At 57.6% G+C, this 14,508-nt stretch carries 15 protein-coding genes; 10 read left to right on the top strand and 5 right to left on the bottom strand.

What is annotated here, in order from left to right:
* Positions 1-94: 94 nt before the first annotated feature.
* The 3 genes from QMF38_RS10390 to moaA form a co-directional block, all read right to left on the bottom strand.
* Positions 95-529, bottom strand: coding sequence for a hypothetical protein (locus tag QMF38_RS10390; protein WP_040288667.1), 435 nt, complete (start codon positions 527-529; stop codon positions 95-97).
* Between the two features lie 157 nt (positions 530-686).
* Positions 687-896 (bottom strand): hypothetical protein, encoded by a 210-nt coding sequence (locus QMF38_RS10385; protein ID WP_058094399.1) that lies wholly within the window; start codon positions 894-896, stop codon positions 687-689.
* Between the two features lie 56 nt (positions 897-952).
* Positions 953-1,987, bottom strand: coding sequence for a GTP 3',8-cyclase MoaA (gene moaA / locus QMF38_RS10380; protein ID WP_281759476.1), 1,035 nt, complete (start codon positions 1,985-1,987; stop codon positions 953-955).
* A gap of 121 nt (positions 1,988-2,108) precedes the next feature.
* On the opposite strand from moaA, the gene QMF38_RS10375 reads away from it, so the two are divergent.
* The 8 genes from QMF38_RS10375 to QMF38_RS10340 all read left to right on the top strand — a co-directional run bounded on the left by QMF38_RS10375 (position 2,109) and on the right by QMF38_RS10340 (position 10,183).
* Entirely contained in the window at positions 2,109-2,516 is a 408-nt protein-coding gene (locus QMF38_RS10375; RefSeq protein WP_040288670.1) for a methylglyoxal synthase, read from the top strand.
* 29 nt (positions 2,517-2,545) lie between these two features.
* Entirely contained in the window at positions 2,546-3,796 is a 1,251-nt protein-coding gene (locus tag QMF38_RS10370) for an aminopeptidase P family protein (protein ID WP_281759393.1), read from the top strand.
* A 237-nt stretch (positions 3,797-4,033) separates the two neighbouring features.
* On the top strand, positions 4,034-5,023 hold the full coding sequence (gene dhaK / locus QMF38_RS10365) for a dihydroxyacetone kinase subunit DhaK (protein ID WP_281759392.1): 990 nt from the start codon (positions 4,034-4,036) through the stop codon (positions 5,021-5,023).
* A 17-nt stretch (positions 5,024-5,040) separates the two neighbouring features.
* Positions 5,041-5,691 (top strand): dihydroxyacetone kinase subunit DhaL, encoded by a 651-nt coding sequence (gene dhaL / locus QMF38_RS10360; protein ID WP_281759391.1) that lies wholly within the window; start codon positions 5,041-5,043, stop codon positions 5,689-5,691.
* The gene (gene dhaM, locus QMF38_RS10355) at positions 5,670-6,068 is read left to right on the top strand and encodes a dihydroxyacetone kinase phosphoryl donor subunit DhaM (protein WP_281759390.1); all 399 of its coding nucleotides are present in this window, start codon (positions 5,670-5,672) and stop codon (positions 6,066-6,068) included. Before dhaL ends, dhaM begins: the two co-directional genes overlap by 22 nt.
* 130 nt (positions 6,069-6,198) lie before the next feature.
* On the top strand, positions 6,199-7,116 hold the full coding sequence (locus tag QMF38_RS10350; RefSeq protein WP_281759389.1) for an alpha/beta hydrolase: 918 nt from the start codon (positions 6,199-6,201) through the stop codon (positions 7,114-7,116).
* A gap of 334 nt (positions 7,117-7,450) precedes the next feature.
* Positions 7,451-8,710, top strand: coding sequence for an MFS transporter (locus tag QMF38_RS10345; RefSeq protein ID WP_281759388.1), 1,260 nt, complete (start codon positions 7,451-7,453; stop codon positions 8,708-8,710).
* Positions 8,711-8,737: 27 nt separating this feature from the next.
* Positions 8,738-10,183 carry a gluconokinase gene (locus QMF38_RS10340; RefSeq protein WP_281759387.1) on the top strand — a complete coding sequence of 482 codons (1,446 nt, stop codon included), beginning with the start codon at positions 8,738-8,740 and terminating at the stop codon, positions 10,181-10,183.
* 11 nt (positions 10,184-10,194) lie between these two features.
* Here the strand turns inward: QMF38_RS10340 and QMF38_RS10335 are convergent, their stop codons facing one another.
* Together QMF38_RS10335 and gnd are read right to left on the bottom strand one after the other, a co-directional pair.
* The gene (locus tag QMF38_RS10335) at positions 10,195-11,223 is read right to left on the bottom strand and encodes a LacI family DNA-binding transcriptional regulator (protein ID WP_281759386.1); all 1,029 of its coding nucleotides are present in this window, start codon (positions 11,221-11,223) and stop codon (positions 10,195-10,197) included.
* A gap of 140 nt (positions 11,224-11,363) precedes the next feature.
* Complete coding sequence (gnd, locus tag QMF38_RS10330) at positions 11,364-12,260, bottom strand: phosphogluconate dehydrogenase (NAD(+)-dependent, decarboxylating) (RefSeq protein WP_281759475.1); 897 nt, start codon at positions 12,258-12,260, stop codon at positions 11,364-11,366.
* Between the two features lie 332 nt (positions 12,261-12,592).
* Here gnd and dapD point away from each other — a divergent pair, with 332 nt between their 5' ends.
* Positions 12,593-13,297, top strand: coding sequence for a 2,3,4,5-tetrahydropyridine-2,6-dicarboxylate N-acetyltransferase (gene dapD / locus QMF38_RS10325; RefSeq protein WP_006445958.1), 705 nt, complete (start codon positions 12,593-12,595; stop codon positions 13,295-13,297).
* The gene (locus QMF38_RS10320; protein ID WP_281759385.1) at positions 13,294-14,421 is read left to right on the top strand and encodes an N-acetyldiaminopimelate deacetylase; all 1,128 of its coding nucleotides are present in this window, start codon (positions 13,294-13,296) and stop codon (positions 14,419-14,421) included. Before dapD ends, QMF38_RS10320 begins: the two co-directional genes overlap by 4 nt.
* Positions 14,422-14,508: the final 87 nt, after the last annotated feature.

Genomic DNA, 14,508 nt, shown 5'->3' with positions numbered 1-14,508 from the left:
ATGGACCTACCAAAGCATTCCGTGCCAAATCGAACTCAGGAACGCTGACGAAGATAGCAAAGCGCCCGAGGCTATATCCCCGGGCGGCTCTAGTTCAGTCCTTTGTATTTTTCGGAACGAACTTCTTGATTTCCTTGAGCGTCTTATCGTCGACATTCTTGCCATACTTCTTGACAATCTCGTCGACGCTTGCGTTCGGCCCGTTCTTCGTGGCATCTGAGTATGCCTTGACGAACTGCTTGATGCGTTGTTCGGGAACCGGCAAGCCAAGTTTGTCTGCGAAATTTTTCGCCAGCGACTCGACCTGATTCGGGTCACGCCATTGATCTGGCGTCACCTTTTTGACGTCGTCGAGAATTTGAAAAATCGCTTTGCGCTTGCCAGCGAGGTTGTTTTTCAACGTGTCCAGCGATCCCGACGGAGCCGCCGCCACTTGCTGCGCTTCCGGCGCCGGCGACGCAGGAGCCGCAGTCTGCCGCTTGGGCCGCGATGAGCCTTTGCGGTTTCGTTTATTTGATGAAGCCGCCATGTCGCATCCTCCTTCTCCGTTTCGCTCCTAGCGGAGCCTCTCCTCAACGTATGTTGAAAGGCCGCAGGATGTCTCAGCGAAACGCCCGAAAGCGACAAAAATCAACGACTTCCGTCAACTGGTGAACCAACAACTGGCGAAGCAAGGTTGGATGCCGTTATTGCACCTTGCGCACATGCGGGCTACGCAGCCGAATATCGACTGCCGCGGCGAGAATCATCGCGAGCACCATCAAGGCCCCACCGGCACAAGCGAGAACGCCTTTGCTCGACGCCGCAAGGACAAGCATGAAGCCCACAATCATCAGTAAGCTAAGTCCTACGAACGCCAACACAAACGTCCGTACTGCACGTTGAACCGCCTTCATTGCAGAGTCCCTCCATCGCAAGTGCAATCGTTCACATCCTCGTTTATACAGGATCTTCAGCCACCAACGCGAGACATTTCGACTTTGCCCATCCGCTTCGTCTCCTGCGTGCGCAGGGCCGAGTATGCATCGCGGCGTCGACGCCACAGGCTGGCAAGAAACTCCCGCACCTCGTCGTCGGAAGCGCCGGATCGCAATAACGGCCGAAGTGGCTTCCCACTGGTGGCGAACAGACAGGTGTACAGTTCGCCGTCGGCCGTCAGGCGCAGGCGGGTGCAACCCCCGCAAAACGGATGACTGACCGAGTGAATGACGCCGATCTCGCCCATGCCATCGAGATATCGGTAGCGCGTCGCCACCTCGCCGGGCACGCGCGGCGGCACGGCCTCCAGCGGATGAACTTCGCCAATTGCGCGCAGGATTTCCTCCGCTGGCACCACGTCCTCCAAACGCCACCCATTACTTGTGCCGACATCCATGTATTCAATAAATCGCACGATTACGCCTGTACCGCGAAAGCGCTCTGCGATGGGTACAATCTCCGACTCATTCCAGCTGCGGCGGACGACCACGTTGACCTTCACGGGTGTCAAACCTGCCGCAAGCGCCGCGTCAACGGCCTTGAGGACGCGTTGGACGGGAAAACCAACACCGTTCATACGCGCGGAAATGTGCGGTTGGAGTGCATCCAGGCTCACGGTCACCCTGTGCAAACCTGCGTCAGCCAATGCCTTTGCACGGGCCGGTGTCAGTAAACTCCCATTTGTCGTCAGCGCGATATCTTGAACGCCTTCGATCTCCCGAATGGCGCCCACGATGTCGACAATCTCTTTTCGCAACAACGGCTCCCCGCCAGTCAGGCGAATCTTCTCGACGCCAAGTTCCACGAGAAGGCGCGCAGTGCGTACCAGTTCTTGCGTGGTTAGCAACTCATCGCGCTGGAGAAATGGGTGGTTGGGACCAAACTGATCGATTGGCATGCAGTAGGGGCAGCGGAAATTGCAGCGATCCGTCAAGGAAATTCGTAGATCGCGCAAGGGACGTGACAGTGCATCAAGCAACTTGTGCTGATCTTCCCTCGTGTCGGCCATCGGCCAATCCCCCATTTCTATCCCCATTAGTGTACCACGCAATACGCAATCCTCCATCATTCCCCCAATGTGCTGTTTGCGGTACACTGATAGCGTGAAGCATCGCCGAGGAGGCAAGACGATGAACGTAGCATTGATAGCGCATGACAACAAGAAAGACGACATTGTAAACTTGGCCATCGCGTACCAAAACATTTTGAAGAACGTCAATCTCTTTGCAACCGGAACCACGGGACGTCGCATCCACGAGGCAACGGGACTGCCCGTCCACCGCTTTCAATCCGGCCCGTATGGCGGCGACCAACAGATTGGCGCGATGATTGCGAACGACGAGATGGATCTCGTCATCTTCTTGCGCGATCCACTCACCGCCCAGCCGCACGATCCCGACATTACGGCCCTCCTGCGCATCTGCGACGTACATAACGTGCCAGTGGCAACGAACCTGGCGACGGCAGAGGCACTGGTGCGTGCGATGGAACAGGGACTGGTTGATTTCAAGCCGCGCGGCCCTGAAACCGACCGCTGAATCCACTCGCGAAAAAGGAGTGAAAAACCATGACAGAATCGCAGGCCTATGCTGAGCGCCGCCGGCGGTTATTCGAACTTTTGCCCGAGCGGTCGTTGGCCCTGCTATTTGCCGGTCAAGCGCCTTACATGTCAGGAGATCATCCATATAGTCCGTTTCACGTCAATCGCAATTTTTTGTATTTGAGTGGCATTGCGCAGGAGCACTCCATCCTGTTGCTAGCAAAATTGGACGGGCAGGAGCAAACCCTGCTCTTTACCGAGCACGTCTCACCTACCGAAGAAAAGTGGACAGGAAAGCGCTTGTCCGACGATCAAGCAAGATCCACCTCCGGCATCGAGACGATTCAGGACGTCGCCCAGTTTGAAGGGACACTCGGCAGACTTCTGCGCACGGGAGAATACGAACAACTTTATCTGGATGTCGAACAAGACAACTGGGCGCAGACAGAGACGCCGGCACACCGCTTTGCCCGCACGTTCCGCGACAAGTACCCGGCCGTGCCGATTCGCAATCCTTATCCCCTCATCTGTCGGTTGCGCAGCGTGAAGGACGAGGGCGAGATTGCCCAGATTCGCGAAGCCTTGCGCATTACAAAGGACGGCATTCTGCGCATGATGCAGCATGCCAAACCGGGTATAAAAGAATATGAGTTAGAGGCGCATTTCGATTATGCTCTGCGTTCGCAAGGAGTGCGCGAGCACGCGTTCCCAAGCATCATCGCAGGCGGCGAACGCGCAACGGTATTGCACTATGTGACCAACGACCAGACCATTGCGGAAGGCGACTTGGTGCTTTGCGATCTCGGTGCGGCCGTCGGCGGTTATTCAGCGGACATCACGCGAACATTCCCGATTACCGGGAAATTCACCGACCGCCAGCGCCAGTTGTACGAAATCGTGTTAAAGGCGATGGAGGCGACTTTTGCGGCCATCCGACCAGGGGTTACGCTCGCTGAACTCAATGATGTGACGAAGTCTACATACGCACGGGAACTGAAGGCCATTGGCCTCATTCAAGAGGACAGCGAGGTTTCTCGTTATTACTACCATAGCGTCAGTCACCGCCTTGGCCTCGACACGCATGATGTCGGATCTCCCAAATGGCCGTTGCAGCCGGGCGATGTCATCACGGTCGAACCAGGCCTGTATGTCGCAGAAGAAGGCATTGGTATCCGCATCGAAGACGATGTCGTGGTGACAGCGGAAGGATATATCAATTTATCAGAGGATATCCCGAAGAGCGTGGATGATATCGAACGGCTGATGGCGAATCGCTAAGGTTGCATGGGGTGGGTTCCGCCCACCTCATGCCCCTCCCCTCATCCTATGGGTTGCATCTTCTAGCGCGCCAGTTTAGACTTGAGATAGTCATGAAAGCGCATCCACACAAGTTCATTCGCGTATGGCTTGAGCACGGGAATGGCCACACTGCTTCGCCTTATCAAATTGGGGGCGGATGCTCTGTGGCCATTGTTGTACCCATCGCGATGGACGTTGCCAAGGGAGGCTTGTCTTATGAAAAAACTGATGAACCAGCCGGATCAATACGTCGATCAGATGCTGGAGGGCATCGTCGCGGCTCATCCAGAACTCAAACGCATTGCTGGCACACAGGTGATTGTCCGCGCACATCCAAAGGCCAAGGTGGCATTGGTCAGTGGCGGTGGCAGCGGCCATGAGCCCGCACACGCAGGCTATGTCGGTGAGGGCATGCTCGACGCGGCTGTCTCCGGATCTGTCTTCACATCTCCGACGCCGGATCAGGTGCTTTCGGCCATCCGCGCGGTGGATCAAGGGCAAGGCGTGCTGCTTGTCATCAAGAACTACACAGGCGACGTCATGAACTTTGAAATGGCGGCTGATTTGGCGAGCATGGAAGGTATCGCGATTGAAAAGGTCATCGTCGCCGACGACGTCGCTGTCGAAAACAGCACCTATACGGTCGGCCAACGCGGCATCGCGGGAACGGTCTTCGTACACAAAATAGCCGGTGCGGCGGCGGAAGCGGGAATGGATCTGGCGACAGTGAAACGGATTGCCGAGAAAGTGATTGCAAACGTACACAGCATGGGCATGGCCCTGTCGCCGTGCACCGTGCCCGCGAGCGGGAAACCCAGTTTCGTCCTCGGCGAAGACGAAGTGGAGATTGGCATCGGCATTCACGGCGAGCCAGGGACACATCGCGAAAACCTGCGTCCTGCCGACGAGATCGTCGACACGTTGCTGGATCGCATTCTCGCGCACAGTGGCGTGGTGGCCGGAGATCAGGTCGCCGTCATGCTCAATGGCCTCGGCGCTACGCCGCAAAGTGAACTCTACATCGCGTATCGCCGCGTGGCTGAGCGCCTGGGAGCCCACAATATCGCAGTACACAAGGCGTTGGTTGGGGAATATATGACGTCTCTCGAAATGGCCGGGTTCTCCATCTCGCTGCTCAAACTGGACGACGAATTGATGAGTCTGCTGGATGCCCCAGCCGACACGCCTGCCTATCGGCAGCGTTGACGAAGGAGGTGGCACAGATGCTGACGTTGGAGACTTTGCAGGCGTTCATTCAGGCCTATGCCGCCCGTCTCGCAGAACTTTGTACCGTTTTGGACGATCTCGATAACCGCATCGGCGATGGCGATCACGGCACGAACATGGCCCGCGGATTCCGCACAGCGGCGGATCGCATCACAGGCGAAACGTTTGCGGACCTTGGTGCGCTGTGTCAGGCTGTCGCGATGGCTTTGCTCGCAAGCGTCGGCGGCGCCTCGGGACCGCTTTACGCGACAGTGTTTATGCGGTTCGCACAAAGCTGGAAGGATTGCACGAATGTCGACTTTGGGCAGGTGGCTACAGGCGTCGCCAGTGCCTGCGAAGGCCTGCGGGCGCGCGGCAAGGCCGAAGTCGGCGAAAAGACATTGCTGGACGTATGGACGCCTGCGTCCGAGGCACTCGCGGCACAACCCGACGAAAACGGCATGCGCGCGGCAGTTGCAAGTGCAACAAAAGCCGCCCTGGCCTCGCGCGACATTCCAGCCACAAAGGGCCGCGCCGCGTACTTGGGTGAGCGCAGCGTGGGTACGTGCGACCCCGGAAGCATCTCTAGTGCCGTGTTCTTCGAAGAACTGGCCGATGCCACCGTAGGAGGTGTGACGAAAACCTCATGGCAAACGTCAGCCTGGTAATCGTGTCACACAGCAAGCAGCTCGGGGAAGGACTCGTGAAATTATTGCGCCAGTTGGCGCCTGGGGTCGACATTCACGAGGCAGCTGGCCTCGGTGACGAACTTGGCACCGACGCGACGGCCATCATGGCTACGTTGCAACAGTGCCCAAACACCCATGACATCCTCGTCTTTTTCGATCTCGGCAGCGCCGCAATGAACGCGGAGATGGCGTTGGAATTGGCACCTCCATCTGTCGCCGTACGCACGCGCATCGTCGATGCCCCGCTTGTGGAAGGGGCCGTCGCCGCCGCGGTCGCAGCCAGAAGCCAGTTGCCGCTCGATGACGTGATTCAGCAAGCCGAAGCAGCGCGAACCATGCACAAAATGCTGGGCTGAGCCGCCAGACTCATGCATGAAGAATGTGTCCACTCGGCCGCTCGCCATTGCCTAGCGGCATGATCGCCCGGGCATGGCGCCGAGCGCGGTCGAGTGGCGAATATGATCTGTCCATTAGGTGGTGACATTTGTGCGAAGGGCGATTCGCATCTCGGCGATGGTTGTTCTCCTATTGGCATTCGTCGCATGGATTGCAACGCTGGCTGTTTCCTACGTCGTCTGTAAACAATTGACACACCCCACGCGCAAACCGGTAACCGAAACGCCTGCGATCGATGGATTGGCCTATCAAAACATCCGTTTCCCATCCCGCATCGATCACCTATCGCTTTCCGGATGGCTCATTCCGGCCGCGAAAAAGACGGATCGCATCGTGATTGAGGCACACGGATACAGGCAGAACCGCATCCTGGATCACCCTGCGCTGCCCGTCGCCAAGGCGTTGCATGATGCAGGCTTCGCGGTGCTCATGTTCGACTTTCGCGATGAAGGCGATTCATCCGGCAACGAAGTGAGCGTTGGCGAGTACGAGGTGCGCGATTTGCTGGGCGCGATCGACTACGCGCACGCCCACGGGTACGCTGAGATTGGTATCATCGGCTATTCGATGGGTGCTTCGACCGCGCTTGAGGCGACCGCGCTCGATCCAAGTGTCGGTGCAACGATTGCCGACAGTCCCTTCGCCGATCTGCAAACCTATTTGCAACAAAATATGGGGACGTGGACGCACCTCCCTGCCTTTCCGTTTGACGCGGAGATTTTTTGGGAGGCCAAACACATATTTCACCTCGATCCGACTGCGGTCGATCCGTTGCGCGATCTCGCCTCGGCCAAGCCGCGCCCAATTCTGCTGATTGCAGGTGAAGCCGATACGACGATCCCGATGCAAAATAGCGAGGAAATCTACGCAGAATTGAAGCACAACCCAGAAGACAGATTGTGGCTCGTACCCAAGGCCGTGCACGTCGGCGCTTATGACGTCGAGCCGGGCCCCTATCTCCACCGAGTTGTACAATTCTTCTCCACTTACCTACCTCGTGCACGTTGAATCGTGCGTGCCCGACGCAGACGACTTCCTGATTCGGCGGCATTGGTTGGAATACCGTAACTTCCCCTTCAGTTCTTCGGAATACCACCAGGCCGCCCGCAGTCACCCGCATTTGTCAAACAGCATCGCGGGAAAGCCCTTTCCACGAAATCTCATTGCATCTGTGCGCAAACTGTCGTAGATTATGTATAACGTTTTCGTAAAACGTTTTCCTTATTTGTGCATGCCGCTCACTTGCGCTTTCGTCGGATGCCATCCACGCTCGCGGATGTGGCAGCGGCCTTGAGGAAATTGTAAAAAAGCGCCCATGGCGCAACGAAAGAGGGGGAACATCATGAAAAGGTGGGGCATTGGCCTGTTAATCGGCATTGGCGTCCTCATCAACTACTTTGACAGGACAAACCTGTCTGTCGCGCAACAGCCGCTATCCAATCTATACCACTTAAATGATGCACAGATGGGCATTATTCTTTCGGCATTTGGCTGGTCCTACGCGGCGTTTCAGTTGCCAGTCGGCGCCTTGCTCGACAAGGTCGGCGTCAAATGGCTCAATCGAATTGGCGGTATCATTTGGTCCATCGCCACATTTATGACCGCGCTTGTCAGCGGCATGGGACTCATCATTCTATCGCGCGTGCTGCTCGGTGTCGCCGAAGCGCCGGTCTTTCCTGCGGCGTCTAAAGCGACAGGTTACTGGTTTCCTGTGCGCGAACGCGGACTCGCAACATCGCTCTTCGATGCTGCAGCGAAGTTCTCCAACGTCATTGGCACGCCGCTCATCGCCTGGGCCGTTACACAGTGGGGTTGGAAAGGCGGCTTTTGGTTCACCGGCATCCTCAGCGTTCTCTACCTGATTGCGTATTGGATCTTTTATCGCGATCCGAAAGAGGCGCGCCTGTCTCCTGAAGAAGCGCAATTGCTGCGCGAAGGTGGCGCCCAAGAGGTCGGCGAGGCGGAAGGCGGCGTTGGCCGTAACTTGGCCTACCTGCTGCGCCAGCGCAAAGTTTGGGGCTTAACACTGGGTTTTGCCGCTTACGGATATTCGTTTTACCTGTTCCTGACCTGGCTGCCGGGCTACCTTGAGAAGCAGATGCATATGTCCATTCTTAAGTCCGGCTGGTACACGGCGGGTCCGTGGCTCGTCGCGACCATCACCGACTTGCTCATTGGCGGTTGGCTCGTCGACAAACTGATTCAGCGCGGCCATGATGTTACGCGCGTGCGGAAAACGGTGCTCGTCATCGGTATGATTTTGGGACTCGCCGTCATCCCAGCAGCCTTCACGTCGAATCCGAATGTCGCTGTCATTTGGATTGCCATTGCGCTTGGCGGACTCGCATTCTCCGCACCCATCGGTTGGAGTATTCCATCGCTGATCGCGCCGAAAGGGACGGTCGGTACAGTCGGTAGCATCATGAACTTTATCAACAACCTGATGAGCATCATCGCGCCAATCGTCACTGGCTTCGTCGTGCAGCGCACCGGTTCTTTTGAATCGGCGTTTGTCATCGCGGGTATCGTGCTTGTCCTTGGTATCTTGTGTTACGTATTCATGCTCGGTAAAATTGACCAGATCCCAGAACAAAGGGTGTGACCCAAACTGAACAGCAACCTGTGTATCGTGGGGCTCGACATGGGCACCACGTCGCTCAAAGTTGTCGCATATACGCTGGCTGGCGAGGAACTCGCCAGCCGTTCGACGTTGATGGAGACGCATACCGATACGCACGGGCAGGCCGTGCAGGACCCCGAGGCCATCGTGCGCGCAGCAACCTCAACACTGACGGAGTTGGCTGCCGATCTCGCCGCACAAGGCGCCGCCATTGCGGCGATTGGCATCAGTGCCGCGATGCACAGCCTGATTGCGCTCGATGACCACGATATCCCCCTCACCCCGGCCATGACGTGGATGGACGCGCGCCCACACGCACAGGCACAAGCCTTGTGGCAAACCGAGTTGGGCAAGGATGTGTACCGACACACCGGCACGCCCGTCCACGCCATGGCACCGGTCGTGAAACTGGCCTGGCTACACGCGGACCAGCCTGAGCTGTTTGCAAAGGCCAGGCGCTTCGTGTCCATTAAGGAATACGTTTGGCACAGTTGGTTTGGCACCTGGGAGGTCGACTACGCCATGGCCTCTGCCACCGGCTTGCTCGACATCCAAACGCGCACATGGTACGATCCCGCACTCGCATACGCGGGCATTCGCAGCAGCGCGTTGTCGACCTTGGTTCCGGTCGACTTCGCCCGGCCCGCTTCGGCTTTGCCTTTTGCGGATCAATTGCCGCTTTCCGATGCAGCCCTATGTGTCATCGGCGGATCAGATGGAGTCCTCGCTTCGCTGGCCGCTGGCGCCACCGACGGCCGCGTCATGGTATTGACACTTGGCACCAGCCTGGCTCTGCGCACGGGACACGACGAGCCGTCGACAGATTTGGAGAGCCGGTCATTCTGTTACATCTTGGATGATCATCGCTTCATTCTGGGTGGGCCGAGCAACAGCGGCGGGGTCGTTCTCGATTGGCTGTACCGCAACGTGTTATCCGAAAGCGGAGAGGGATTTGCGGAAAAGTTCCCCGCCCTCTGTGCAGAGGCCGGAACGACAGAGGTCGACGACCTCTATTGCGTTCCTTACATCACAGGCGAACGAGCGCCGATTTGGGACGAGACGACGAGCGCCGCGTTCGTCGGGCTCAAAGTCTACCATCGCCAACCGCACCTCATGCGAGCCGCCATCGAGGGCATTCTCTTCAATGCGTACTGGATTGCGCAACAACTGGTGAAACAGCGAGGAAAGCCAGAACTGCTGCTGGTGTCGGGGAAACTGTTTCAACAACCGTGGGTTTTGTCATGGATTGCCAACTTATTCGAGTTGCCGCTCGCCACGCAAGCTGAAATCGATGGTGCGACCTATGGCGCCGCCATGGTGGCCGCCCGCCGCGCCGGATTGGCCTTGGCCGCTCCACCGCTCCAACTGCTACCGACAAAGGTGGATGCAAAGGCTTCACAACAGGTGCACCGCCGTTACAAACAGTGGCGCGAACTGGTGCAAAAGTTGCTCTGAGAAGGCCGTAACTACAGGGTCGATCCGCCCGGTACGATGCGCGATGGAAGGATGATTTGGGCGACTGCTGCCGGTTCCTCACTGGCCGCTTCGCCGCCATGGACGCGCGCAAGGAGAAGGCGCCCAGCCTCTGCCCCCATCTCTTCAACAGGTTGGCGCACGCACGTCAGGGTCGGGTCGACGAGTTGCGCCCAATCCGGTTCGTCGAACGTGGCCATCCCTAACTTCCCCGGTACCGCTAAGGGCAATTGGCGCAACAATCGATATAACTGCATCATAATGAGGCCGTTTGCCGTATAGACGGCAATCGGCTCACCCTTATAGGCTTCTGCCATCTCACGTACGGCGCGTGCGGCCCGCTCCATCGTGCCAACATTCTGTCGATTGACATGAATCACTGTCGCGTTGGCTTTTCGCGCCACACAAGCGTCCTCATAACCGTGCAGGCGCTCGACGCGAGTGGGAATCCCAGCTTCGTCTTCGGTCACGTAGACCACATGGCGATAACCTCTGTCGAACAAGTGTAAAGCCATTTCGCGAGAGGCCTCGCGATTGTTGGTCGCAATGGTATGTGTACCCGCAATCGCAAAAGCCCGATCCACCAAGACAACGGGCATCTGCTCGGCCGTCGCCGCGAGCAAATCGCCGTTCTCTCCCCCAGTCTGCAACACCATCGCCTCGACGCGCTGCGCCAGCAACGACTGCACGACGTCTCGCTCAATCGCCGCGTCACCGCCCGTTTCACTGACGATGAGATGGTACCCACTTTGTGTCAGGATGAGGCTGAGAGAACGCAAGAAACCTACACAAAACGGATAGCTCATGTTCACCACGACAGCTGCAATCGATTTTGTGCGACTCGCCTTCAAGCCTTGCGCCAGCGCATTCGGCCGGTATCCCAACTCTTCGATCACCGCGCGAATGCGTTCCCGCGTCGTCTCGCTCATCGATTCATAACGCCCATTTACGTAGCGAGAAACCGTCGTGATCGACACACCAGCGCGATCCGCCACATCTTGAATGGTCACCCGTTTTCCCACAATCCTGTTCCCCCATCGCCAGACCCTATGACAACAGGCGGTAGAATGGATCCACCGCCTGCATGTCCTTTATCCGGGCCGTTTGAACAAGTGGCTTATCCCCCGTTTCAAACGCCCATCTATCGATCTCGCCGCAGGTCTTACACCTTTTCGACCGCGTGGCCGCCGAACTGGTTGCGCAACGCCGCCTGCACTTTGCCCGTAAACGTATCGTCCTCCTGCGAACGATAGCGCATCAGCAAAGACATCGCGATAATTGGCGTCGCCGCCTGAATGTCGAGGGCCTCCTGCACCGTCCATTGACCTTCACCAGACGAGTGCACGACACCCTTGATTTGATCCAAGCGCGGATCGGCACGGAACGCTTTTTCGGTGAGTTCCATCAGCCAGCCGCGAATGACGGAACCGTTCGACCAGCAGCGTGCGACTTCCGCAAAGTCATAATCAAACGGGCCCTTTTCGAGCACCTCAAAACCTTCGCCAATGGCGGCCATCATGCCATATTCGACGCCGTTGTGCACCATTTTGCAGTAGTGGCCACTGCCAGCACGTCCCGTGTACACATAGCCGTTTGGCACTGCCGTATCGCGGAACAGCGGCTCGATGGTCTTGAAGACTTCGGCGTCGCCGCCAATCATATAACAAGCGCCGTGACGGGCACCTTCCATACCGCCCGACGTCCCGACGTCGAAAAAGTAAATCCCCTGCTTGGACAATTCCTCAGCGTGGCGGACGCTCTCTTTGTAGTACGAGTTCCCGCCCTCGATGATGATGTCGCCCTTGCTGAGCAGTGGCGTGAGTTGATCAATCAGGTTGTCGACCGGCTTGCCGTGCGGTACCATCAACCAAACGATACGCGGAGACTCCAGTTTGGACACCAAATCGGAAATCGATTCGGCTGGCGTCGCCCCCGCCTCGGCCAAGCGCGCAACGGCGTTCTTGTCGAGGTCGAACGCAACCACCTTGTGATTGTGATCCATCATGTTGAGGGCCAAGTTATGCCCCATCTTGCCAAGCCCAATAAGCCCGACTTGCATAGAGAACACCCTTTCCTACTCCTAGTCAGCTGTCTTTCTGATTTCAGTGTCCCGGCCGCGTCCTCTCCCTATACCAACGGCCGACTGGACAGAAGCGCCGATTTGCGATCACGCAGATATGTACCTTGCAACAAACGCTGTTCCACAAGCAGGTTTGCGCGATATACTTGGCACGTGGCGAACCCTACAACGAGTGCATTTGGCCCGCGTCTTTCTTTGTGCCGTTGCGAACGCCCTTGGCGCTTCCTCCTGCACACAACTTCTATCATACCACATGCTGCGCCCGGCTACTTCCGCGCGCAGCTGCAGAAGCTGACAAAGGAGTTCAAACCATGCAAACAGCTGAAGAGATCATTCGCTTTATCGCAGAAAGCAAGAAGAAGACACCTGTGAAAGTATATCTTCGTGGCCAATTGGAACACATTCAATTCCCCGCCTCCGTGCGGCCGTTCGTCGACGGGAAAGCAGGGGTGGTATTCGGTGAGTGGAGTGACATCGCAGCACTGCTCGAAGCGAACCGCGAAGTGATTGAGGACTTTGAAATCGAGGCGGATCGCCGCAATAGCGCCATTCCACTTCTCGATACCAAGGACATTCCGGCGCGCATCGAGCCTGGCGCCATCATCCGCGACAAAGTGAAAATCGGCGAAAATGCGGTCATCATGATGGGCGCCATTCTGAACATCGGCGCAGAAGTCGGGCCTGGCACGATGATCGACATGGGTGCCATCCTCGGTGGGCGCGCTACGGTTGGGGCCAACTGCCACATCGGTGCGGGCGCGGTGTTGGCAGGCGTGATCGAACCACCTTCGGCACAGCCGGTCATTGTCGAAGATGGCGTGCTCATCGGCGCCAACGCAGTCGTTTTGGAAGGCGTGCGCATTGGCAAGGGCTCCGTCGTGGCGGCGGGCGCCGTCGTCATCGAGGATGTGGCGCCAGGCACGGTGGTTGCTGGCGTTCCCGCGCGGGTCATCAAGCGGATTGAAGACGTCGACAGCAAAAAAATCGAGCTGAAAGAGGAACTGCGGCGCCTATGAGCCGAATTGACGTTCACGCGGCGCGGCGGGCCCTTCATCGCATTCCAGAGCTCGGTTTTCAAGAGTACGAGACGCAGGCGTATTTGCTGTCGTTGTTGAACGGGCTGCCGAAGGAACATCTGTCGATTGCGACTTGGCGCACGGGGATCATCGTCCATATCCGCGGCTCTGAGCCCACAGCGCGCATTGGTTACCGCTGTGACATCGACGGCCTGCCAATTCGCGAAGAAACAGGCTGCGACTTCGCCTCGACACATGAGGGGATGATGCACGCCTGCGGGCATGACGTACACATGGCGATTGCGCTTGGCTTGGTCGATCACTTTGCGCACGTACAGCCTAAGGACGACTTGGTCGTTGTCTTTCAACCAGCGGAAGAAGGCCCTGGCGGTGCACAGCCGATGCTCGCAAGTACGGCGTTGCAAGCTGTGCGCCCGGAGAAGATCTTTGCTCTGCATGTGCAGCCGGATTTGCCAGTCGGCGAGATCGGCATCCGGCCGGGCATCCTGTTTGCCAACACGTCGGAGCTCTTTATCGATCTCGTTGGCCAAGGTGGCCATGCGGCGTACCCGCACCGAGCCAACGACATGGTGGTTGCCGGAGCTCATCTGGTTACGGCGTTGCAATCGATTGTGGCACGCAATGTCGATCCGCTCGATGCGGCGGTCATCACGATTGGCCGCCTCGAGTCTGGCACGAAGCAGAATATCATCGCTGGCAAGGCGCGGCTTGAGGGGACGATTCGCGCACTGGCGGCGGCTACGATGCCACGCATCAAACAGCGGATTGAGGCCTTGGTGGCGGGTATCGGTGAAATGTTTGGCTGCGCGACCGAAATCGACTACGGTGCAAATTATTATCAGGTCTTTAACGATGAGGAACTGACGCAATCGTTTATGGACTTTGTCAGCAGACGAGATTTAGCCGTCGTGCGCGAGGTGCCGGCGGCGATGACCGGCGAGGACTTTGGGTATTTCTTGAAGGAGATTCCCGGTTTCTTGTTTTGGTTGGGCGCGTCGACGCCGTACGGACTGCACCATGAAAAAATGCTGCCCGACGAACGGTGCATCGATACGGCGCTGCGCGTCCTTATCCCGTATTTCAGCGAGCGCGGCTACCGCTGATTCGATGAATGCATACTCGTCGCGGGCGTTGCACTCACATCCAATGTTCGATGAAGTACCGGTGCACGCTCGACAGCATGACGAGGA

It is taken from the genome of Alicyclobacillus hesperidum subsp. aegles, from assembly GCF_027923525.1.
Taxonomy (GTDB): Bacteria; Bacillota; Bacilli; order Alicyclobacillales; family Alicyclobacillaceae; genus Alicyclobacillus; species Alicyclobacillus aegles.
This window is presented reverse-complemented; position numbering and strand designations above follow the sequence as displayed.

Bases quoted from the DNA above. Each gene is read 5' to 3' on its own strand.
- QMF38_RS10345 (WP_281759388.1), top strand. From the start codon at position 7,451: ATGAAAAGGTGGGGCATTGGCCTGTTAATCGGCATTGGCGTCCTCATC.
- gnd (WP_281759475.1), bottom strand. From the start codon at position 12,260: ATGCAAGTCGGGCTTATTGGGCTTGGCAAGATGGGGCATAACTTGGCC.
- QMF38_RS10370 (WP_281759393.1), top strand. From the start codon at position 2,546: ATGACAGAATCGCAGGCCTATGCTGAGCGCCGCCGGCGGTTATTCGAA.
- dhaK (WP_281759392.1), top strand. From the start codon at position 4,034: ATGAAAAAACTGATGAACCAGCCGGATCAATACGTCGATCAGATGCTG.
- QMF38_RS10385 (WP_058094399.1), bottom strand. From the start codon at position 896: ATGAAGGCGGTTCAACGTGCAGTACGGACGTTTGTGTTGGCGTTCGTA.
- QMF38_RS10390 (WP_040288667.1), bottom strand. From the start codon at position 529: ATGGCGGCTTCATCAAATAAACGAAACCGCAAAGGCTCATCGCGGCCC.
- dhaM (WP_281759390.1), top strand. From the start codon at position 5,670: ATGGCAAACGTCAGCCTGGTAATCGTGTCACACAGCAAGCAGCTCGGG.
- dhaL (WP_281759391.1), top strand. From the start codon at position 5,041: ATGCTGACGTTGGAGACTTTGCAGGCGTTCATTCAGGCCTATGCCGCC.
- QMF38_RS10375 (WP_040288670.1), top strand. From the start codon at position 2,109: ATGAACGTAGCATTGATAGCGCATGACAACAAGAAAGACGACATTGTA.
- moaA (WP_281759476.1), bottom strand. From the start codon at position 1,987: ATGGCCGACACGAGGGAAGATCAGCACAAGTTGCTTGATGCACTGTCA.
- dapD (WP_006445958.1), top strand. From the start codon at position 12,593: ATGCAAACAGCTGAAGAGATCATTCGCTTTATCGCAGAAAGCAAGAAG.
- QMF38_RS10320 (WP_281759385.1), top strand. From the start codon at position 13,294: ATGAGCCGAATTGACGTTCACGCGGCGCGGCGGGCCCTTCATCGCATT.